The sequence below is a fragment of the Paenibacillus aurantius genome, from assembly GCF_032268605.1.
GTDB lineage: Bacteria > Bacillota > Bacilli > Paenibacillales > NBRC-103111 > Paenibacillus_AO > Paenibacillus_AO aurantius.
Genome location: NZ_CP130318.1, coordinates 1306228 through 1328434, shown reverse-complemented (window position 1 = coordinate 1328434; position 22207 = coordinate 1306228). Strand labels below are relative to the sequence as shown.

At 55.5% G+C, this 22207-nt stretch carries 20 protein-coding genes; 4 read left to right on the top strand and 16 right to left on the bottom strand.

What is annotated here, in order from left to right; all coding sequences use genetic code 11:
* Window positions 1-11 precede the first annotated feature (11 nt).
* The 13 genes from MJA45_RS06495 to MJA45_RS06435 form a co-directional block, all read right to left on the bottom strand.
* Window positions 12-1136 carry a nucleotidyltransferase family protein gene (locus tag MJA45_RS06495; protein ID WP_315607949.1) on the bottom strand — a complete coding sequence of 375 codons (1125 nt, stop codon included), beginning with the start codon at window positions 1134-1136 and terminating at the stop codon, window positions 12-14.
* Window positions 1120-3003, bottom strand: a complete 1884-nt coding sequence (locus MJA45_RS06490; RefSeq protein ID WP_315606454.1) for an ABC transporter ATP-binding protein — start codon at window positions 3001-3003, stop codon at window positions 1120-1122. Before MJA45_RS06490 ends, MJA45_RS06495 begins: the two co-directional genes overlap by 17 nt.
* On the bottom strand, window positions 2984-3109 hold the full coding sequence (locus MJA45_RS06485; protein ID WP_315606453.1) for a hypothetical protein: 126 nt from the start codon (window positions 3107-3109) through the stop codon (window positions 2984-2986). The genes MJA45_RS06490 and MJA45_RS06485 overlap by 20 nt, the downstream gene beginning before the upstream one ends.
* A 251-nt stretch (window positions 3110-3360) precedes the next feature.
* The gene (locus MJA45_RS06480) at window positions 3361-3633 is read right to left on the bottom strand and encodes a PqqD family protein (RefSeq protein ID WP_315606452.1); all 273 of its coding nucleotides are present in this window, start codon (window positions 3631-3633) and stop codon (window positions 3361-3363) included.
* On the bottom strand, window positions 3630-4412 hold the full coding sequence (locus MJA45_RS06475; protein WP_315606451.1) for a hypothetical protein: 783 nt from the start codon (window positions 4410-4412) through the stop codon (window positions 3630-3632). The genes MJA45_RS06480 and MJA45_RS06475 overlap by 4 nt, the downstream gene beginning before the upstream one ends.
* 66 nt (window positions 4413-4478) lie before the next feature.
* On the bottom strand, window positions 4479-4679 hold the full coding sequence (locus MJA45_RS06470) for a hypothetical protein (RefSeq protein ID WP_315606450.1): 201 nt from the start codon (window positions 4677-4679) through the stop codon (window positions 4479-4481).
* Between the two features lie 89 nt (window positions 4680-4768).
* Window positions 4769-6478 carry a hypothetical protein gene (locus tag MJA45_RS06465; protein WP_315606449.1) on the bottom strand — a complete coding sequence of 570 codons (1710 nt, stop codon included), beginning with the start codon at window positions 6476-6478 and terminating at the stop codon, window positions 4769-4771.
* A 24-nt stretch (window positions 6479-6502) separates the two neighbouring features.
* Window positions 6503-7789 carry an efflux RND transporter periplasmic adaptor subunit gene (locus MJA45_RS06460; RefSeq protein ID WP_315606448.1) on the bottom strand — a complete coding sequence of 429 codons (1287 nt, stop codon included), beginning with the start codon at window positions 7787-7789 and terminating at the stop codon, window positions 6503-6505.
* Between the two features lie 79 nt (window positions 7790-7868).
* Complete coding sequence (locus tag MJA45_RS06455) at window positions 7869-8537, bottom strand: CpsD/CapB family tyrosine-protein kinase (RefSeq protein WP_315606447.1); 669 nt, start codon at window positions 8535-8537, stop codon at window positions 7869-7871.
* Window positions 8518-9303, bottom strand: coding sequence for a YveK family protein (locus tag MJA45_RS06450; RefSeq protein ID WP_315606446.1), 786 nt, complete (start codon window positions 9301-9303; stop codon window positions 8518-8520). Before MJA45_RS06450 ends, MJA45_RS06455 begins: the two co-directional genes overlap by 20 nt.
* A 184-nt stretch (window positions 9304-9487) precedes the next feature.
* Window positions 9488-9634 carry an anti-repressor SinI family protein gene (locus MJA45_RS06445; protein WP_315606445.1) on the bottom strand — a complete coding sequence of 49 codons (147 nt, stop codon included), beginning with the start codon at window positions 9632-9634 and terminating at the stop codon, window positions 9488-9490.
* A gap of 103 nt (window positions 9635-9737) precedes the next feature.
* Window positions 9738-10016 carry a hypothetical protein gene (locus MJA45_RS06440; RefSeq protein ID WP_315606444.1) on the bottom strand — a complete coding sequence of 93 codons (279 nt, stop codon included), beginning with the start codon at window positions 10014-10016 and terminating at the stop codon, window positions 9738-9740.
* A gap of 121 nt (window positions 10017-10137) precedes the next feature.
* On the bottom strand, window positions 10138-11001 hold the full coding sequence (locus tag MJA45_RS06435) for a metallophosphoesterase (protein WP_315606443.1): 864 nt from the start codon (window positions 10999-11001) through the stop codon (window positions 10138-10140).
* A gap of 187 nt (window positions 11002-11188) precedes the next feature.
* Between MJA45_RS06435 and MJA45_RS06430 the strand changes: the two genes are divergently transcribed.
* A complete protein-coding gene (locus tag MJA45_RS06430) occupies window positions 11189-13522 on the top strand; it encodes a right-handed parallel beta-helix repeat-containing protein (protein WP_315606442.1) in 2334 nt (777 codons plus the stop codon).
* Between the two features lie 58 nt (window positions 13523-13580).
* Here the strand turns inward: MJA45_RS06430 and MJA45_RS06425 are convergent, their stop codons facing one another.
* Window positions 13581-15602: a methyl-accepting chemotaxis protein gene (locus tag MJA45_RS06425; protein WP_315606441.1), complete on the bottom strand. Its 2022-nt coding sequence runs from the start codon at window positions 15600-15602 to the stop codon at window positions 13581-13583.
* Between the two features lie 405 nt (window positions 15603-16007).
* Here MJA45_RS06425 and MJA45_RS06420 point away from each other — a divergent pair, with 405 nt between their 5' ends.
* The gene (locus MJA45_RS06420; RefSeq protein WP_315606440.1) at window positions 16008-16700 is read left to right on the top strand and encodes a DUF7002 family protein; all 693 of its coding nucleotides are present in this window, start codon (window positions 16008-16010) and stop codon (window positions 16698-16700) included.
* A 221-nt stretch (window positions 16701-16921) separates the two neighbouring features.
* On the opposite strand, the gene MJA45_RS06415 is transcribed toward MJA45_RS06420, so the two are convergent.
* On the bottom strand, window positions 16922-17887 hold the full coding sequence (locus tag MJA45_RS06415; RefSeq protein WP_315606439.1) for a metallophosphoesterase family protein: 966 nt from the start codon (window positions 17885-17887) through the stop codon (window positions 16922-16924).
* Between the two features lie 164 nt (window positions 17888-18051).
* On the opposite strand from MJA45_RS06415, the gene MJA45_RS06410 reads away from it, so the two are divergent.
* Entirely contained in the window at window positions 18052-19002 is a 951-nt protein-coding gene (locus MJA45_RS06410) for a cation diffusion facilitator family transporter (protein WP_315606438.1), read from the top strand.
* 32 nt (window positions 19003-19034) lie between these two features.
* On the opposite strand, the gene MJA45_RS06405 is transcribed toward MJA45_RS06410, so the two are convergent.
* Entirely contained in the window at window positions 19035-19904 is an 870-nt protein-coding gene (locus MJA45_RS06405) for a helix-turn-helix transcriptional regulator (protein ID WP_315606437.1), read from the bottom strand.
* Between the two features lie 244 nt (window positions 19905-20148).
* On the opposite strand from MJA45_RS06405, the gene MJA45_RS06400 reads away from it, so the two are divergent.
* Window positions 20149-22119, top strand: coding sequence for an alpha-amylase family protein (locus tag MJA45_RS06400; protein WP_315606436.1), 1971 nt, complete (start codon window positions 20149-20151; stop codon window positions 22117-22119).
* Window positions 22120-22207 lie beyond the last annotated feature (88 nt).

Below are 22207 nucleotides of genomic sequence, written 5' to 3'. Positions count from 1 at the left end.
GCTTTTCTTTTTTATTTTTCGACTTTTTTTGTTCCCTGGCTCAAGGCCCGGATCAAGTGCCGCCCTCTCTGTAGATAGAGGGGAATCAAGGACCCGTGACGGCTGTCCGTCAGTCCCTTCTCCAGCTCGAAGCCGGCCTCCACGCGGGAAGGAAACAGCCACCGGGCGGCTCCCGGCAGGGCATGAAAGAAGGAGTCAAAGAGCATATGCTGCGTGACCAGCAAATTCCGGTAACGACCGATGGCCCCGGGGGGATGCTGTCCGTGTTCCGGCTCCCAATACAGCCGTTCGGGCAGCTTCCAGAGAAGCGGCTGAATGGCGTGAAGATGCGGAAATTGACGGTAAAGGACGGAAAGGGTCCATTTCAGCCTGCGCGAGGTTCGATCGACAGCCGCATCCCGTAGTAACCTGGAATAGTCCAGACGGTCCCCCAGCACATGAACGAGCTGAACCAGATCAAGCAAATATTTGGCCGAATTCAGGTTATGTTTCCAGCCGTGAAGGGCGATCATATAGAACTCATGATAATCGGAAAGCCTGCGGATATAGCGGAACTTTCCGTACGGCTCGGAAGCAGCCCAGAAGGCGTCCATTGTGAGCGCGGAAGTGTTCTCCTTCAGCAGACCCCAATGAAGCTCCACTGTCAGCGGGACCGGAGTATGCGGCAGCCTGCGGCTGAAGCTCCGGTGAAAGTGGGCGGGAATCCGCTCTTCTTCCTCGTCATATCCGAGGGAACGGACGCATTCTTCCGCTGCCTCCAGGTGAACGGGTTGGATGAGCAAATCGATATCCGAAGTCGGACGCGCACTCGCCCCGCCGAAATAACGCTCGGCAAAAGGCACTCCCTTCAGCGGAATGGCCGGAATCCCTCTCTCCTCCAGGCTCTGCAGCAGCTTCTGCAGGGAACGGCCGAGATAGAGATTCAAGTACAAAGAATCCGACCGGACCTGCTGCAGCCGATTACGAAAGAATGCCGGGACCTCCTCCAGCCGGTTCCGGCTGTGTAGAAGAGAGTACACCTGGCAGCAAATACCGGATTCTTCTATTTGCCGAAGCGCCTCCTGGTACTGAGCGGTCTCCGAAACCGGGGGAAGCTTGCCCGAAGGGTCATACAGCGATCTAAGCAGGGTATACATCAACCGGCATCGGCTCCTTATCCTTGGTCTCCTTCCGATGATGAAGACGGCGGTACAGCCCCTCCGCTTTCACCAGCTCCTCGTGGGTGCCTTCCTGCACCATCCGGCCTTTGTCCAGGACGACGATCCGGTCCGCATCCCGTACAGTGCTCAGCCTGTGGGCGATCACAATAGTGGTTCTTCCCTTCATCAGCCTCTCCAGAGCCGTCTTCACGTCCCGCTCGGTTTCCGTATCCAGTGCAGAGGTTGCCTCGTCGAGCAGCAGCACCGGAGCATTCCGAAGCAGGGCCCGGGCGATGGCCAGCCGCTGCCTCTGGCCGCCCGACAGCTTCGCCCCCAACTCCCCTATCGGAGTATCATAACCATCGGGAAGCGCCATAATCTCTTCATGGAGGCAGGCATTCCGGGCCGCCTCCCTCAGTTCCGCTTCGGTCACACCGGGTCTTGCGCCTAACAGATTCTCCCGGACCGTCCCGTCGAAAAGGAAGGTTTCCTGGGAAACAAGCGAGAAATAGGAGCGGCGTTCCGCCAAATCCATGGAGCTTCCCCTCCTGTCGTCCAGCCAAATCTCTCCTGCCTCAGGCTGCTGAAAACCGGCCAGCAGCTGCAGAAGGGTCGTTTTCCCCGCTCCGCTTGGCCCGACGACGGCCACCGTTCTTCCAGCCGGAACCGTTAGCCGGAAGTCTTCGAACAGCCGTGTTTGTCCCTCATACCGGAAGCAAAGGCCTTCGAAGCGGATGGCCTTCTTAAGCGGGGCCGGCGGTATGTATTCCGGCAGACCGGTTGCCGGGACCGGGGCGGAAAGCAGGGGAGCGATCCGGTCGAGAGCGGCGAGCGACCTCTGGAAGGAGGCCCACTGCCCGGCGAGCCCTGTCAGCGGGTAGACGAGGTGATTGACCAGGTTCAGAAAGGTGAGCAGGCTGCCTACCGTCATCATTTGACGGGAAAGAAAGTAAGCCCCCAGTCCGAGGCTGGTCATAAAAACGACCGAGCTAACCGCGAAGCCCCCCGCCTGAAAGGCTCCGCTCAACTTGGCGTTCTGTCGTTCCAAGCGGTACAGCTCCCGGTTGAAGCCGGCATACTTGCGGTAGAGCATCCTCTCCAGAGCATAGGCCCGCACCACTCCATGGCCGCGAATCGTCTCATTCAGCAAGCTGCTCATCGTGCCGAGCAGCCGCTGGACCTCACGTCCGTTGCGTCGAAGGAGCCAGCCCGACGCCGCCCCGGCGGCAAGGGCTGCCGGAGCCGCGCACAGGCTGACCAAGGCGATGGTGCCGTTAAGCTGATAGAGGTACACGAAGACGGCGGCATACACCACAGGGAGGCGGAGGATCTCCATCAAGCCGCCGCCCAATACCCCACCGATGCTGTGAAGGTCGTTGGCGAACCTCGAGACGAGGTCTCCCGAACGGTGCCCGGACAGCTCGGAGCCGGGGAGGAGAAGCAGTCTTTTGTAAAGAGCTTTTTCCATATCCCGCTTTACACCGGTAGTGGCGGCGGTTTCGGCTAACGCATGCAGGTAAGCGATGGCGGCGCTCGCCGCCAGAAGACCGGCCCCAAGCAGCAGCAGGCTTTTCAAGCGGTCCATTTGCGTATGAATCGCCGCATCGGTTAAGGCCCCGTAGTACCAGGCGTATACGAGCGTCTGGGCAAGCTCCAAGCCGTACAGCACCGCCAAAGCGGCATAAGCCATGCGGTGCCGCCAGAGGTAGGGACGCACCAGAACCATGGTCCGCCTCAGCTCTCCGCCTATTCGTTGTATCCGGGATGTGACCGCGCTCATCAAGATAATAAACGTTCCTTCCAATCCAAGTATCTTCTCATGATCGGAGAAGCGAACGGCAGGTTCATAGCGGCGAACCGCCATACGGCCGCTGCCGCTCGATCCAAGCTTGCTCCAGCGTGCCTTCGGTGAACATAAGCAAGCTTCCCCACGATGCATCGGGCTTCGACCGGTTGATCGTAACCGACATTCGCATCCCCCTTGCAGAGGTATCCGGCCTCTCCGCTATCCTTCGGCAGGCGTAGACATCGATGGGCTACGAGGCGGCCGGCTTGGTCGTGAAACAGCAGGATATCCCCCGGACTTATATCCGAAGCTTTAACGGGAACAAACCGGCAAATCATACCTTGCCGGATGTAGGGGAACATGCTGGATCCCACCGCAGGCAAATCCATGTAACCCTGGCTTCGCAGCCGTTGCCGGATCAGAGCAAGCTCCGGCTCAAGCCGCTTCATGCTCGACGAGTCCGCAGCGCACAAGATGAAGGAGGAACTCCTCCAGCTCCTCGCGGGCCGAGCCGGCCGGTACCGAATAGTGGCTGCCGAGCTTCTCCAGAAGCTCTTCTGCGCTTTGCGGTTCGGCAAGCAGCGACCAATAGAAGCCGCCGGTTTCGTTCAGCTTGGTAACCGTGAACTGATCGGCATCCAGAATGACCCATTCTCCTTCCATATGAACGGTATCGTAGTCCTTGCTCCGTACATAACGGATGGTCATGAAATCAGCTCCCAAAAGGTGTCGTTCTTCTGAAAAAACAGCTCATAAACGGGAACCGCTTCTGTAAGCGTAACCAGAAGGCTGAAGGCTTTACGCGTTTCTTCCGCATCATGGGCCCAGTAGAAAACTTTGTCGGTCAGCTGAAGAAGCGCGCTGGGCTTCGAGATCGGATTGCGGAGATTGATGGGAGACTGCTTCAAAAGCTGGATGCTCGAAAGCGGGCAGACGGGCTGGTCCGGCGCTCCGTGGAGCTCGCTCCGGAAGGGGGAATCGTACACGGTTATTTTTCTTGGCGTAATCCGGACCAGCGTGGCTTCGTCGGAGAGAAGCTCCCTAGGCTGAGACAGCCGGGCGGCGGTCGATTTTCCGGCTCCGGAAGGCCCCGCGAACACTACGGCCCGCCCGCGGTCCACCACACAGGAGGAATGAAGGAGCAGCCCCCATTCGTGATGAATCAGATAAGCGCTGTACAGGTTCATCAAAGCGTGTTTTAAGGCAAGCTCATTATAGGCCGAGATTTCGGAGTGAACGTAGTCGCTCTCCGTCTCGAGCAGGTAATCCGCACGGGCATAGGAGATCACTCCCCCCTGCTTGGTGATTTCCACATGATCGTCCACAAAAGGAACCCCATACCCTTCGTTCACTTGAACGAACAGGTCGGGCTTCCGGCTGCTTGAGAAGCTGAAGCGGAAGCTCTTCTTCAGGCCGGCCAGCAATCTTTCTGACCGGCAGACAAGCTCCACGCAATGCTCGCCGATCGTCGTATACATGGGTATCATAACATCCCCCGGATCTCCAAAAGGAAAGATGGAGGCCAACTAACAGCTGTTGGCCTCATGCTTTGCTTAGTTGCCTTTTCCATTCCCGTTGCCATTGCCGTTCCCGCCGCCGTTATGCGGCCCGGTATAAGGAGGATTGGGATAGCTGATCCCACCGTTTCCCGTCCCCGGGTGATTCAGGTTCCCATGGCCCTTGTTCCAGCTTTGAGCGGTCTCAAAGCGGATCGGCCGATGCTCCAGAACAAGCGGTCGCTGGTACTCTTTCAAGGCTAACCCCTCCATTCGACTGGACTTTTACGTCCATGTTCATTATAGCGAACAATGGCGTTCCTTGTAAAGATCACTCTGCTATTCTCCTACGGAGTGAAGGTGCCGAGCAGCCTTTCGGCTTCCCCGAACGGAGTCTCGACCGTTTCGTAGACACGCAAGGAGAAATCCCTCACGGAACGGATGGAGCGGATATCTATCGTCTGGACTCCGCTTTCCACTCTGCCCTCTCCCGTGAGCGGTAGCAGCTTGGCCCCGAGCGTATTTCCTTGGCTGTCGAGCAGCTCGACCTTCATCCGGGTAAACGTCTGATCCACCACGACCTCGTCCTGGCGGGTGACGGACAGATTCAGGTTTACCTTATACGTGAAGGTAGTAGCCTGCGGCTGGGCCTGCTCTGGAGTTACCGTCCAATCATTAAGCTTCACCTGGAACGGGTAGAAATCGAGTCCTTTGACGGACGGCTTGATTCCGGTCTGAAGAGAAGCAATGGTTGCCTTATAAGGGGCAGCCGTCACTCCGTCCAGCAGCTCCATTCCTACCCGGTCGCCTTTCTCCGATGCCGGGAGAACGAAGGAATAGTAAAGCACATACCCGACATTGGGCATGAGAGAATCGACTTTGGTGCTTTGGCGGGTTCCGGCGTATTTGTTCCCGTCGGCGCTTACCCACTGCGTCTGAAAATTCGGCAGGGGAAGGGGCCGGTCACTCCGGTTGATGAGCTTGAATTTGGCGATTCCGGACTTGAAGCCTCCCCCTTCGCTTTCATTCAGGTGAAGGTCGGCCAGGGTCACCTCCAGCTTCGGATGGATAAGCCGGTTAAGCGAATCAAAGGGGATCCGGCTGTTCCAGTCATAGGCGACGGGCTTCCGGATAAAGGGCTGGGCGTTGCTGTCCTCCGGAAGAGTGACGGCCAGCCGGCCCACATAATAGGTGACGGTCGTTTTGTCGTCAGCGGTAAAGGTTTCCGGTGTCAGCACCATCAAGCTATGAAGGTCGAGCCGATTCTCGATAGGAAAAGAAAAATGAACATACCGCTGCTCTCCGGGCTCCAGGGTAACATTCCCCTGCTCGAGTCTTTGTCCGGTGTAAGCTTTATCGGATAAAGCGTTCAGCCGGAAATCCGGGATCGAGCGCTTCTCTTTGCTCTTGTTCGTCACCAGCAACCGGACGACGGTCGTATTTCCTTGCGGGGTGATCTGCTCATCGAGTCCGTCCGCCTTGTATTCCAAGGCGGTCGTCAAATCCGGAAGGGAGAAGGAATCTCCCCATTTAACAGAAGCGGAGGGCTTGTTCCATACCGTTCCCTCCCCCCTCCATTCCATTCCTCCCACGGGAACAGACTGGATGTAGGTCTCTTTCTTCGGATAGACATACTCATCCACCTCTACCCAAGACAGCTCCTCCAACGAAAACTCGTCTTCCCGGTCAACCGCCATCATATAGCTTACTTCAACTGACGTTCGGGGCTGAATGGACCTAGGATTGGAGGCGCTTGGGCTCAAAGTATAGGAAACCCCGTCCGTCGTCTTGGCCTTCAATTCCAAGTCGGGAACACGGGTCACCCTCGTCCCCTCGTTGTATAATTTCACCACGGCTCCGATGCGGGTGCCTTCGGCCGTTTTTTCGTTCAGGACACTTTTGACAACGGCGCGAACCGAGTTCGGAAGATAATAGCCGGCCGCCTGCATGGAGGCGGAAGGACTCTCCTGGGCAATCGCCAGATATGGCGCGCCGGGCAGCAACAGGGCCCCCGACAGAATCATCACCGCGACAGTTTTGGTACCTTTTCTCTTCACTTTACCGTCACTCCATTTTATGGGCTATTCCGCAGCAGCGGCTTGAACTTTCTCCTTGTCCTTCAGCTGACCGGGATTGGAGACCACAACGGCGTCCCCTTCCTTCAGCCCGGCTACGATTTCCTGGTTGTCCTCGCTGACCCTTCCAAGCTCCACCTTGCGCTTCTCCACCGCTTCGCCGGCCATGACAAAGAGATAATGATTATCTCCTTCGTTTACGACGGCATAGGACGGAACCGCAAGACCGATCTGCTCCTGTTCCTCCGTCAGTTGAACCGCCAGCTTCATGCCGGGATTAAGGCTCATATCCGGATTCGGAACTTCCAGGTTAAGCTCGTAGGTTCTGGTTTCCGGATCCATGATTTTGGAGAGGAAGCTGATCTTTCCCTTCTTGCTTTCCGTCTGGCCCGGAACAGTATAGGTCAATTCCGTTTTGGTGCCGATCAGCTTAACATCTTTCTCCGACAGCTGGGCCTTGATCTTGATGGGATCGACCTTCTGAAGATGCCCCAGCTTGGCCCCCTGCGGTACCGGCATTCCCGGCTCGAGCGTGGTCAAGTCGGAGATGATTCCCGTTAAGGGAGCCTTAACCTTGTAATCCTCCATTCCCTTCTCCACCTGCTGATAAGACAGCTGGGCGTTCACCAGAGCCGTCTCCAGCTCCGAGAAGGAGGAAGCCGGTTCGGCCAAAGCCTGCTGCTTCTGCTTGAGCTGTTCCAGATCCGTCCGGGTATTCAAGAGACGCAGCTCCAGCTGGTACAGCTGCTCCTTCGTGGCCGCTCCCACATCATAATCGTTCCGGGTCTTGTTATAGGTACGGGTGAGCTCGGCGATCGTCTGCTCCAGCTTAACCACCGAATTGCTCATTTCGAGCTTCTGGGCTTCCCACTGCTTCTTGGCATTATCCTTGGCCCGGCTGATCGCGTCCTGGGCGGTCTTGACCGCAAGCTTCGCCCGGTCCCTTTGGGCTTCGGAGTCACCCGAGGTCAAGAGAGCGATGACTTCACCCTGCACGGCCCGGTCCCCCCGCTTCTTCGTCAGCTGGCTTATCGTTCCGCCGGCACGGCTGATGATTTCGAATTCGGCCGAAGCCGCGGCATCCGCCGGCCGCTGGACGGGGTCTCCCAGCTTCTGGCGGGAGGCTTTGATGACCTTCACGGTCTTGACCGTGACCTGCTCGGCGGAGGCGACGGACTCGGCGCTTGGCGTCGTCCCCGAGCAGCCGGACAGGAAGGCGAAGCTGAGAATCAGGATACCGGCTGCTCTCCCGCCGGCTTGGATGCGGTATGGCTTACGTCTTTTCTGCCTCATGACGGTTTAATCCCTTCTTTCTGCAGCCGGCCCGGCTGCCTAGTGCCTTATCCGTAAATGATCTTCTGCTTTCATTAGGCTAGGTATACAGGTACGCCTTCGCTTCCTGCTTACGGATTTTGTTCCACACGATTCCGAGCAGGTTCACTTTGGCGTGCTCCAGTTCGGAAGCGATCCGTTTGGCCGCGCTCCTCTTCACCTTGCCGAATTCAATAACGAGCAGCACCCCGTCGCATTGGGCCGCCACGACCCGGGAGTCGGTGGAGGGCAGGACGGAGGACGTATCCGCAATAATCAGATCGTAGTTCTTCCCGAGCTCGGCCAGCAGCTCCTTCATTCGTTCGGAAGCAAGCAGCTCCGTCGGATGGAGCGGAGGGGCGCCGGCATAGACAACCGACAGATTCTCTACCGGAGATTCTATAACGATATCCGAAACCTCACAGGGACGGCTCAGGAAGTCGGCAAGCCCCTTCCGGCCGGTTTGGCCGAATACGGCATGGAGGGAAGGATGGCGGAGATCGGCATCCACCAGGACCACCTTACGGCCCAGCTGGGCGTAGGCGGCCGCCAGGTTCACGGCGGTGGTGGTCCTCCCTTCCTTTCTTCCCGGGGAGGTGACGACAATGCTCTTCAGCCCCTTCTCCAGGGAACGGTCCAGATTGAACCTAAGCGACCGATAGGCTTCTGAAGTGATAGAGGCCGGGTGGTTCTGCATGACAACGGAGGTTTCAGCGGATGGTTGCGGCATATGTCGTTTCCCCTGCCTTTTCCCGAGATTGGACCCGGCTTGCCGGCCGCCGTTCCTTCGCTTTCATTCGCGGAATGACGGCAAGGGCGGGCTGCCGGAAAATGGTACGGACGTCCTCGTCCGTTTTCAACGTATCGTCCATGGCTTCCAGAAAGAGAATGAGTCCCACCGCCGCCACGAACGAACCGACGAAGCCGAGGAGGATGATCTGATTGGATTTCTTGTTGATGGGAACCGGATGCTCCTTGGATTTGGCCGGGTTAAGAATGGTGACGTTGTCGACCTTCATGATCTTGGGGATCTCCGTACGGAATACCTCCGAAACGGCGTTGACGATCGTAGCCGCCTTATCGTAGGAGTAATACTGCGCCGCAATGGTCATGATCTGGGTATCGTTCAGGCTCGAAACATTGATCATGCCGATCAGCTGTTCCGAGGTAAGGTTGAGGTCCGGGTATCGCTGGACAACCTTGTCCATAATGGCCGGTGTTTTAATGATCTCCTTGTAGGTGCTGATCAGGCCGATGTTGACCCCGATGGCTCCGTAATCGATCTCCTGCCGGCCGAGCTGCTCTTCGGTGACCGTTTTGTTCACGATCAGCTTCGTCGATGCCAAATAAACCGGACGGTAGTTGGTCGAGCTGTAGAGCGAAGCCAGCACGGTCCCTCCGGCAATGAACAGAACAAGAATCCAGAGACGCTTCTTCAGAATAAACAGATACTCTTTAATGTTGATGTCCACCTTCATTTCTTCTCCCTTCGACATTCCGGCTGCGCCTCATATTCTCTATAAAGAACGGCGTTTCAAAAAATAAAGGCCATTTCCATCATCGCCGCATGAAGATAACGGAAATTCCTTTCCCATTCCATACTAGTTCTTTATAGCGAACATGTCAACAGAATCTTGCAAATTTTGCAACCCAGCCGTAAATCATCGCTTTCGGGGAACTCTAGCGCTTTACCGATGCTGAACCGGTAAGTGTTTCTTGAAAAAACTGCCGGATTTCTTCTACCGTAAGACCCATACCTCTCGCTTTCGAAATAAGCTCTATCCATTCCTCATCGATCTCGATTGACTCCCACGTTTCTGCGGACATAAACATTCCCTCCTTTGCTCAGGGGCTAAAAGCAGTGTGTCCAACCGTCCTTTTCTATGTGGTTTCGAGAATGGCCTGCCGGCCGTCCGGCAGGCCTTATGTATTAGTAGCAGAACCACTTCTTCCAAATCTCGTAAGACTCGTCCAGCTGGCATAAGCGATCGTTCTTCTCGCACCAGTCTTTGGCGTCTTCTCCATTTGGCCAATTGATGTGGAATTCCCAGCTGTCGTCATGCGAGAACAAGGACCCGAGCCACTTGCTGAAAAAACCGTATTTCGCGTCAGTGACCTCCAGCCCGCCGGATGATGCATAAGCGCTTACGGGACTCAGCAGGAAGCAAACCAGCACGACAGCTGCTGCCCATCTTTGAAGTCTCCCCAATGGACATTCCCCCTTCGGAAATAACGAACAGATATTGTTCTTTATAAAGAATATACAACAAGCACAAGCTTTTGAGAAGGACTAAATTAGGTCCTTTTCACGTGTCTCGCTAGGCGTGAGACTACGGTACTTCTCCCCATTCAAAAACCGTGATTTCCGGCCGGCAGTGAAGCCGGATGGGAAAGAGCGTCGTTCCGATGCCCCGGTTCGTATAGACGTGAAATCCCTTCTCCTCGAAGGAATACAAGCCGATGGAATACTTCTGCCCGAGCTCGGGCGTGAACAGGCTGCCTACGCCGGGAATCCGGATCTGGCCGCCGTGGCTGTGCCCCGAAAGCTGGAGATCTACAGAGAATTTCATCGCGGTATCGGCAAAATCGGGTTCATGGCAGAGCAGAAGAACGAACTCCTCCTGCCTTGCTCCAATCAGCGCTTTCTTCAGATCGGGCTGCCCGTAGATCATTTCGTCCACTCCGGCCACTCGGAACCGCTCGCCCCCTTTGCTCACGGGCCGGTTTCCGTTAACGAGCACCGTGAAATCGGCCTTCTCCAGGACATCCCTAACGCTATCCGCTCCGAGCCTCATGTCATGGTTGCCCAGCACGGCGAACTTGCCGAACTCCGCTTTCAGCCGCGATAGGATGGGGATGATGCCCGGGTTGACGCGGCCGTACTGGGAATCGAACAGATCGCCTGTAAAGCAGATGAGGTCAGGCTTCTGCCGCTGAACAAGCTCGGCCATATGCGCGAGCCGGTTCACGCTGTAATATTTGCCGAGATGGGTATCGCTGAACTGAACCACCCGCATGCCGTGAAAAGCAGCCGGGAGGCGTCCGGGAGCCAGCTTGATTTTCTGAATCTGGATCCAGTAGCGTTCGCCGAATACTCCGTACAGACCTCCGGCTCCGAGCAGCATGGGCAGAGCTCCCGCCGCGAACAGGCTTTTTCTTAGAAACGTTCTTCGGGTTAACCGTGAATCGGCCATACCGGATACCTCCTTCCTGTCGGGGAATTCCCGCCGTGCCGTTGGCGTCTCAAACGGGATATTAAGGGGGAGAAAAGGCTCGCGCCGCTCCATACTCGTCCATGCGGTTTACGCCGTGCTTCATACTATAATTTACTTCCGATAAATAGGACTTCTCTCCTATACGGGATCCAAAAGGGGTGAGGCTATGTATCTTATTGAATTGAGCCGGTGGGGCATTAAGCAAGGGCTGCCCGCCAAGCCCTACACGCCGGCCGACTATGCCATGGCGGATGCCAACATTCAGGGAATCAACCGCGCGCTTCGTTACGCCAGGGACAACGGGTACCCGGGGGCGGTGCTGCCGGAAGGCTCTTATGCCCTATGCTACCCGCGTGCCATCGAAATGCAGAGCCATCTGACATTCCATCTGAACGGCTCTACTCTGAAGGTGATCTACGACTCGGACACCAAATCTCCCTTCGACCCCCGCACCACGACGGACTACTACAACTTCGGCGGCAAAAGCCTCGTCTTCGACAACGTGACAGACGCCCATCTAACGGGAGGCACGATAATCGGAGACCGGGACGACCGCAGTTTCTTGAGCCCGAATGAGGCCCGAATGGAAGGCACCTACGGCGTCTCGTTTCAGAGAAGCACACGCTTTAGCTCTATCAGCCACTGCACCGTCCGGGATTATATGGGGGACAATGTTACCTTTGCCAGCACAGCCTCTCGGGAATTAGCGGAATTCAATTTAAATCTGACGCTCGGTGCCTTGGATTATACTACAGGACAGCCTGTCCCTTCCAGCAATACGCTGACCTCCGGCTTTCTCTCCCTTCCTGCGAATCCGTCTTACTCTTCCTTTCTCGTGGCCGGCGCCGGTTACGCCCGTCTGACCGCATTGACCACAAGAGAAATCGACGTTTTCTACTACCGGGCCGATAACAGCTACATGGGGGCCCTGCGCCGAAAGAAAATCTATACCGACATCACAATCCCCGACGGGGCCGCCAAGATGCGCCTGGTGTTCTTTAATGAGACCTCTCCGGCCAAAAACATGCAGCTTACGCTGAAATTCGGTTCCATTCCCCATCACAACACGGTGGAATACAATGAGCTCTTCAACGGACACCGGGGCGGCATTACACTCGGGGGCAGCTATAACGTGCTCCAGCACAATGTTATCCGGGACAATGGAAAAGGAAGCGGCCGCTTTCTCGACGGGAAGCCTATCTTCCCCGACTCCACCCGCTATGCCGTCAACCAGGAGGACTCCTACGGAGACAACTGCGTCATCCGCCACAACCTGATGTACGGCAGCAACCACGGCATTCTCGCCGGCTGCTATTCCCTACATGTGGAGAACAATCACATCTATAACATGGATTCCATCGGCATCAACCTGTACAGTCTTCGGTTCGCCGTTCTGAAGGGCAATGTTATCTACAACTGCGGAACGACCCTCGGGCTGATGAATTCGAACTTTGCAGACGCGTACGTGGAGATTACCGGCAATTCCCTTACCGGCGGAAATCTCTCGTTTTTCGGAAACTCCACCTATCAGGTCCATGTAACGGACAATCATCTAACGGATATCCCTAACTTGAATATGGGGGCATCTGAGCTTACTGTCTTCCGCGGCAACCGCATCCGCTATTCTTCCCTGACGTCTACCCCGGTGATCACCATCAACAAGCTGGAAGGCTGTGTTCTGGACTCCTCCGTTCCACGAGACATCACCCTGAAAACCTATCGTGTGCTCGCCAGCACCTTCAACAATGTCCGGGTCAATCTCCAGACAGTTAACGGAACGGCGGCCAGCGAGAAAATCTACATGGAATGCTGCACCTTCCTCGACGGCGCTATAACTAACCACATCTACTTAACTAAAAGCCGGGAGGTCACCATCGTACGCTCCTCCTTCACCGATACCGTTCTGAAAGCCGGCAATATCAATACCCCCGGTTCCCAGGCCGTTACCATCGTGGAAGATTCCGATCTCATCTCGAACAAGCTGACCGCTCTGATAGAGACCGATTTCAACCAGCCGGGCGGCACTATCCGCCTTACCCGCTCCACGGTACTCCTCAACAATTCCAGCTTCGCCTATCTCGTCGACCATACAAAGCCAGGCGTCCGTTTCGTCTTCACCCTGTTTCTTAAGGACTCCACCATCCGCTATACCGGTTCCGTTCCATTAAGCTTGGCTTACTACGACACCGCCAATCCGATGATCCGGGTTATTTCCGTCAACACCGGCCTGGATAATGTAATCCTGCTCCCTCCCGACCCCGCCCTCTATGTGGACTATGATCCGGAAACGACCTACCGGACCACCATTTCGCTTGCGCCGGACGGGCCGGCTTTCTCCGCCACCGTCGTTTATAACCTGAATACTAACGCTCCTTATATCCTTATCCTGACTCCCGATAATCAAGTCATCCAGCCCGCTGTCAAGATTCTTGATCCTAACCGGATTCTGATTACCTCTACGACGGCCCTTCTTGTAAAAGTGATCGTTCAGAAGCTATAGAAAAAAGGACTGAACGGCAAGCTCCTTTCCGCTTTCCGTCCAGTCCCTGTCTTCTTGGTTACTCTTGCTTTATCCGAAAGCGGGACACGAGTGCCCTCAGATCTTCCGCCATTTGGGAAAGCGATGCCGCCGAATGGGTAATTTCCTCCATGGACGCCAGCTGTTCCTCCGCGGAAGCCGCTACATTCTGGCTTTCGTCGGAGTTCGTCGAAGCGATATCGGCTATGGACCGGATCGAAGCGACCATATTTTCCGTTACCATGGAAATTTCCTCCGAATAATCCGACACCTGCCGGACAAGCCCTTCCACCGACGAAATCTGGCTGTGGATTTCATCGAAAAGAACACCCGCCGCGTGAACGGCCTGCAGACCCGATCCCACTTCGAGGATAGCCGCATTCATGGCCTGGTCCGCCTGTCCCGTCTCCGTCTGAACATTCGTAATGAGGCCGCTGATTTGGCGGGCGGACTGATCCGTCTGATCCGCTAATTTGCGAATTTCGGACGCCACGACCGCAAAGCCCCGGCCCGCCTCGCCGGAGCGCGCTGCCTCGATGGCCGCATTCAGCGAAAGCAGGTTCGTTTGCTGGGCAATGGAGGAGATCATGCCGATGATGTGACCGATCTCCTGGGAGCGCTGGGACAGCCCGCTAATCGTCGCGGCCAGCTCTTGAATCAGCCTCTCGATGTTGTCCATCTGGGTTACGGCTCCCCGTACCGCGGCGTCCCCCTTCTCCGCCCGGCTTGCCGCTTCGGTGACCGCGGAGGAGGCCTGTTTGGCATGCTCGGTAATGTGGGTGATTTTATCCGTTACGTTCTCAATCATTCGGGTGCTCAGCTTGATGTTGCCGACCTGGTATTCCGCTCCTTCCGCGACGACTTGAACCGAGGAGGCGATCTGCCCGGTCACGACGGAGCTTTGCTCGGCACCCGCCGTCAGCTGCTGAGAAGAAGCCGCGAGCTGGAGAGAAGCCCCATTTACCCCGCCGAGGATTTCGTTCAGCGTTTCCGTCATCCGGTTAAAGCTATCCGAAGCCCGGCCTATTTCATCCCGGCTGGTGACAGTCACCTTCCCCGTCAAATCTCCGGCTTCCACCGCTTCAATGGCGCCCTTAAGCCGGTTAATCGGCTTGGTCAGCCCGTGGGCAAAGAAATAGGAGAGAACCAGACCGCCGACAAGCACGAGAAGGATCAAGACGATGGAATGGACCGCCATATCCTGAACCGGCTTGCCCAGTTCGCTTGCAGGAGCGCTAAGCATAACGACCCAATTCCCCGAAGTCCTGTGGGCTAACCCAAAACGGGTTTCCCCATTCTCTTGGAAGAAGAAATGCGTAACCTCCCCTTTCCTTGCCGCATCCAGGGCCTGAACGACTTCCGAGGCGTAGTCGGCGGACTTGGTCTTCATCATGCGGTCCTTGTCCGGGTGCTGGATAACCTGGCCCTGGGAATCGAACAGGACGGCATAACCCGAGGCTCCGAAGGTCGACTCCGATATGGGCTTCGTCACCTCCGCAAGCGGCAGGGAGGCCGTATAGGATCCCACGACCTTCTGTCCGTTCAACAGCGGAACGCCCAGAATGACGGACAACGATCCGTCCACCTTCGAAATGACCGGATCGGAAACCGTGGTCCGGCCTTCCGCCAGTTCCTTCATAAAAGGACGGGAGGAGATGTCGACCGCATCTCCTTTGTGGGTCACCGCCTTGGCTCCGGTCAGATCGTGGGCAAAGATAATAGCGGTAAGAGCCGGATTCTGCGCCTGTGCCTGCCGAACGAATTCCAGCTGCTTGGAGTCGCTGCCTATGTACGCCGCCCCCGTTTGGGCCAAGGTTTGCAGAATGGTCAGGTAATGGGACAGGTTGCTGTCTAGCTTCGAGGCAATCATGCCGGCCGTCGCTTCCGCGTTGCCGTTAATTTCTTCTTCTAGCTCCTTGGAGGCTTTGGACAGAGCGATGTACGAGGCTGAGACGAGAGCGGCCAGGAGCACCAGGCAGGTGAACAGCTGCAGCTTCAGCTTGATGCTGCGGAGGCGAAATCGGCTGAGGACGGACGATGAATGCTTTACTTTAGTGGCCAAGGTAATCCCCTTCTTGTTGGTTGTCAGTATTTGGTACATACAGTGTAGAATTTGTGTCGAATGTTGTCAATCGTTTAGTTCTTAAGAATCACCTTTGGAGCGGGAAGGGAAGGGGATGTTCGCTTAAGGAATCTGCCTTCCGGAACGGTAGATTCAAGATCAAAAGAAAAACCGCCACATACCAGACATAGGCAAATGACGGCTTACCGATCATTTAACGCTTATTTGACTGTCAAAAAAGCCTTCAGCCAATCCTCAAAACGGGGGAAAGGTTTGGTAGGGATAAACGGATTAGTTGAACCTAAAGCTTATCTATAGGAGTGACGGTTAGGTATCCATCTTCTGTAAGGAATAGCACTGGCAAGAAGACCGCTGATAGTTTACGCAAAGGAGAAATCTCATGACATGGCCACGAGTATCGCCACTATTATCGCCAGAATAACAAAGTCTGCCGGAAGAAAATCTGTTTATCATTTTACGAGAGCGAAAAATTTAACTTCCATCGCACATTTTGATTCTTTATGGTCAAGCTATCGTATTTTGCCGCACTCCGAAGGCGAACGTCGCTTGACAACTAACGAGGCCTATCATGGAGGGTTTGAAATAACGGTTAATCCGAATCTTCGTATTCCTGCAAATTTAATGAAGAGAGACTGCACCGTGGAACAATTCAGATCTTACCTTGACAGACATGTTTTCTTTTGGCCCACCCGACAAGATTGTTTCAAAATGTTGACTACTTATCAACGAAGAGAGCCTTCCGAACATTTTGCCGTGCTGGAACTGGAAGCGAGTCCGCTGCTGCTGGCCCACTGGAAGTCTGTCCGTTTGTCCAAGTACGACTCCGGTAGTTCGCCCCGATTTCCAAAGAACTGCAAGTACAGAAAAAGCCTCGAAATGTTTTTGCCTCTTGCCGATTTTGGCCGCAAGAACGATTACTCCATTCCCGTAATGCCTTCCGAAATCAAAGAGATCCTAATTGAAAACCAAGCATGTTTCATTAGTCGTTTTTTGAAGGGCGTTTATAGTGACAATCCTGAAGAGGTACCGATCAATTGGTTAGGCTTATCTAAGTCATTACCTGTTCTTTTTGAATGATTAGAACCTAGGACCGAAGTAACGAACACAGCGCGTTTTGGCACGCTTGGTAATGCTTTTATTATGGCCATGTTGATTCCATTGGCAACCACAAAAAAAGAGGACCACGCCAACGGGGCGGGTCCAAGTTATATATTATTAAAAAAGGGGGTCTTGTTTATTATCATAGCCTTTACACATTAAGGAAGCGTAACAGAAATATTTCATTTGTGTTACAAATTTCACCCTCCGCTGCCGGCGTTTCCTGTCGGAATCACGTACTGGGCGTAGGAGATCCACTGTCTCGAGGCGAAATCACGACCTTTTAGGACAACGGCATTCGGGAAGACCTGAACCACCAGACCTTCGCTTTCATCGCCATCCAGCGGTCCTGCTTTCACACTCCAGGGCTCTGAAGCGGAGGAGGTGTTGACCATAAGAAAACGGTCGCGGTACACGCTGTTCGGGCTGCCAAGCAGGTAGTGCGTGTGGCTGTTAAACATGATGACCTGGGGATAGGCGTCCAAGATCTGCTTCAGCTCCTTATGCTGAACCACTCCGCGGGCTTCGTTGCTTCCCGTTACCGTGAAAGGCAGCGGCTGATGAAGAAACACGAAGATCGGCTTGTTAAGCTCCGCCCCTTCCTGCAGCTTCTCCTTCAGCCAGGCAAGCTGGGTTTCCGAGAGGTAGGCGTCATCCCCGTTATCCGGATTCGACTGACGGAACTGCTCCGATCCGAGGAAGATGAAATGGTAGTCTTTGATCCAGGCGTCGTGATACAGCTTGTCCATTCCGGTAAACGTCAAGAAGCGGTTGATGGAGGCCTGCTCCGTCTCTCCGTTCGGGAAGCCGTCCGGGTTCCAGCTGTCTCCCTTTAAGTAAGCCTTATAGAACTCATGATTTCCAATGGTAAAATGAATAGGCGGATGCGCGGTCGAGTCCAGAATCTCACTAAGGACGCTATAGTCGGAAGGTCTTCCGTTTCCGAGGTCCCCGTTGATAACCAGCGTATTGGCACCCGGGTTGATTTCGCTAAGATCCTCTAACGCCGCTTTGAACTTACGCTGGGACTTGGCGTCCCCGCTCTGTACATGAATGTCGCTCAGGACGGGGAAGGATAGGATAGGATCCTCCGGAGCCGCCCCCGCCCTCACCGTAAATCCGCATAGTCCGCATAGCAGAACAGCCGCAATCCACTGTTTTTTCATCAGCTTCCCCTCCACTCGTGTTGTATTGTTATATTACCCATCTTTTCCAGGGGAAAACTCGAAAAATAGGGCATTTTGTCTGCAGAGGAAGGCGGATTGCATGCTCCGCCGGGGTAGCGTATAATGCGGATACGAACCACTTATTTCAAGCAGGGAGGCTTTTCATGTCCGATTACCACCATCTTCACCATGTCAAAGAGCAAAGCAAGTCCAAACGCACGCTGTGGACCACCCTGCTGCTCACCGCGTTCTTTACCATCGTGGAAATTATCGGAGGCCTGGTCTCCAATTCCTTGGCGCTTCTCTCCGACTCGGCTCACATGATATCCGACGTGCTCGCCCTCGGGCTTAGCATGGTCGCCATCTATATGGCTACCCGGCCGCCGACTTCCAAATATACATTCGGTTACCTGAGGTTTGAAATTATCGCCTCGTTCCTGAATGGGCTTGCGTTGGCGGTGATCGCCGTCGGAATTTTCATCGAGGGCATCAACCGGATGATCCATCCGGAGCCGGTGATGCTCGGTACCATGCTCACGATCGCGGTCATCGGGCTAATCGTCAACATAGTGCTGACTATTGTGCTGAGCCGCAGCATGAAGGAAGAAGAGAACCTCAACGTGCAGAGCGCCTTGTGGCATTTTATCGGGGATCTGCTGAGCTCGGTCGGGGTAATCGTTTCCGCCATTATTATCTACTTTACGGGTTGGACGATCGTGGACCCGGTTATCAGTATCGTCATCGGTGGTATTATTTTTGTCGGTGGGGCCAAAATTATCCGGGAGTCGTACCTGATTCTGATGGAGTCGGTACCGGAGCATTTCGACCTCGAAGAGATCCGCCGCGACATCGGCCTTGTGGAAGGCGTGGAGGATGTTCACGAAATGCACCTGTGGGCCATTTCCACGGATCATTACTCGCTCACCGCCCACGTCTTCATCGATGAGAAGATTCAGCCGTTCTGCATCATCCTGGCCATTAACGAAACGTTGAAAAACAAGTACGGCATCGAGCACTCCACCATCCAGATGGAGCATGCCAAGATTCATCCCCACGGGGAATACGGGAAGGAATTCCTGCGGCATAAGGAAGAAGAGGAAAAAGCGGAAGCGTAAGGCCTGGAGCCTTCGCTTCCGCTTTTTCTTGGTCATACCCGTCCCTGCCTCGACTGGCGGAACTCTCCGGGTGTCATGCCGGTCAGCCTGCGGTAAAGCCGGATGAAATAATTGCCGTTCCCCACTCCTACCCGGTCCCCGATCTCCTGAATCGTCAGATCCGTGTTCTCCAGAAGCTCATTCGCCCGTCCGATTCGGAGCCGGTTCAAGTACTGCAGCGGGCTTAGCCCGGTATGCTTCTTCAGGCAGCGGGAGAGATAATCAAACTGAAAATGAAGCTCCTCCTCCATCCGTTTCGCCTGAAACGGCTCTCCGGCATGACGGCGGAGGTAGTCCACGGCCTTCTCCGAGATCAGCTGGGAACGGGAGCCCTGTCCTCCTCTTGCCGCCCCCTGCAGCCGGACGAAGAATTCGGCGAGATGAGCGTGAAGAGACACCGCGCTGCCAAGGGAGAAGGCCCGGTGAAGCTCGACCATCCGTTCTAGCAGAGGACGGAGAACGGCCAGCTGGACCTTTCCATGCTTCGGGAGGTAGAGATACTGGGGAGTCGGCGTCAGGTCCCGGTCCGTGTCCTGCGGCAGCAGGCGGGACCAGGGAACGTCGCCGGCCGGCAGCCTTCGCACCGGATCCGAATGAAGAAAATGAACCCAATAGATTTCCGTTATCTCGTCTACCGGCCTGTGGCCCCAATGCTGCCGGCCCGGCTCCAGCAGAAGCATGTCACCTTCCCTCAGTTCGTACTCCTTCCCCTCCTCCGTCATATACAGACAACCTCCGGCTACAACCAGCAGGTCGTACACACGGAACATGCGGCAAGCATGCTTCATGCCTACCGGCCAATACCCATGGCCGACGGTCAGAAATTGGGGCAGGGGCGGGATGGCAAGCTCCAAGCAGTCCATAGCAACCTCCGGTTCTTAGATCGCTTCTCGAGGGAAGTCGAGAATAAGAAGAGATTTTTCGGTTTCCTTCTTTCCTAACGCCATAATACGGCAAGTCGTGGCTCTCAACAAGTCGAAAATGTGCTATGTCCATCCGGAATCGGCTCTGTACGCCTTCTCTAAGAGCGGTTACATTAGAAAGCAAGCAGACGAGTCAAGCCCCTTCCTTAGGAAGAGGATCACCCCATCAAGGAGTTGAAGAAGCATGCGTTTCCGGCAGGTTCATCTCGATTTCCATACCTCGGAGGCCATTAACGGAATCGGTAAGCATTTTGACAAATCCCAGTTTCAAAGAATGCTTCAGAAGGGACATGTGGACTCGGTCACGGTGTTCTCCAAATGCCATCACGGTTGGGCGTATCACCCTTCCCAGGCCAACACCATTCATCCCGGCCTTACGTTTGACCTGCTTGGGGCCATGATCGAAGCTGCGCATGAAATCGGCGTTTTGACCCCCGTTTACCTGTCCGCCGGCCTGGATGAGAAGCTCGCTCGCGTGCATCCCGAGTGGCTTATCCGCAACGCCCAGGATGAAACGAACTGGGTGAAGGGCTTCCTGAAGCCCGGCTACCATCAATTTTGTATGAATTCCCCCTATCTCGACGTCCTCCTCCCCCAGATTGAAGAGGTTAGCGCCAACTATGACGCGGACGGCATTTTCCTTGACATTGTCGGGGTTCGGGAATGCTACTGCCATTCCTGTGTGGCCTCCATCCGCAAGGAAGGCGGAGACCCGCGCAATCCTTCGGATAGGAAGCTCTTATGGGAGCGGACGTATGCGAACTACACGAAACGGGTGGCGGAAACGGTCCACGCGCTCAAGCCCGGGATGAAGATCTTCCACAACGGCGGGCACATCCGAAGAGGAAGGCGGGATCTCGCTCGGATGAATACTCATCTGGAGCTGGAGTCCCTTCCGACCGGAGGATGGGGCTACGACCATTTCCCGTTATCCGCCCGCTATGCCCAGCCTCTTGGCATGGAGTTCCTGGGCATGACCGGGAAATTTCACACGAGCTGGGGTGAGTTCGGTGGCTATAAGCATCCGAACGCCCTTCGCTACGAGACCGCCCTCAGCCTGGCGAACGGAGCCCATTGCTCCATCGGGGATCAGCTCCATCCGGAGGGGCTCATGGACGAAGCGACGTACGCCTTAATTGGCTCGGCGTATGAGGAAGTAGAAGCGAAGGAAGAATGGGCGCGCGGCGCGGAGAACGTAGCGGATATTGGCCTTCTGTCCGTGGAAGCCGCTGGTCCCGAAGAGAAGGAGACCCGTACCGCCCAAGCGGATGCGGGGGCCGTGCGTATCCTGCTGGAAGGAAAGTACCTGTTCGACGTGCTGGACAAGGAATCCGATTTCGGCCGCTACAAGGTCCTTATCCTGCCTGACGCGGTAGTTGTCGATGAGCCTCTGCGTGCCAAGCTGGAAGCCTTCCTCTCCCAAGGCGGGAAGCTTCTCGCTACCGGACAATCGGGACTCGATTCCGCGAACGAGACATACGTCCTGCCATTGGGCATCCGGTGGCTAGGCGAGAATCCTTACCGGCCCGATTATTACCGTCCACTGGAAGGAGGGACCGGACCGTTCAAGGACGCCGCCTTCATTATGTATGGGCCGGGCCAGCGCATTGAGCTTCTCGAGGGAGCCAGAGAGCTGGGGCGCCGAGAAGACCCTTATTTTAACCGCGACGTGTTCACCTTCTGCTCCCATCAGCATACGCCGAGCAGCGGCCGTTCCGGTGGTCCCGGCATGGTCGAAAGCGAGCAGGGCATCTATGTCGCATGGAACGTATTCACCGACTATGCCGAGAAAGGCAGCCTGGTTCTGAAGGAAATGGTCCGCTATGCCCTCGACCGTCTTCTTGCCGGACGGCATACCTTACGCACCAGCCTCCCTGCCCAAGGGGTCGCGACCGTTCAGCACCAGAAGGACCAAAGCCGTTATGTGGCCCACCTTCTTTATGCTTCTCCCGTTAAACGGGGAACGGGCATCGAAGTCATTGAGGATATTCTTCCGGTTTATGACGTGGAGGTGACCCTGCGGTTTCCTCAGCGGGTTAGTGGAGCCTATCTGGCTCCCCAGCGCCAGCCCCTTGCCTACACCGAAGAGCTCGGCTCAGTCCGCCTCCGGGTACCGAAGCTGGAGAACCATCAAATGATCGTCCTTGATTATTAAGCCGATCCGACAGGAATCCTCATTATTTCCCGGGAAAAGCCCGCTCGGCGCCGCAGAGCGGGCTTTCTTTCTCTGCTCTCTTGGTCCG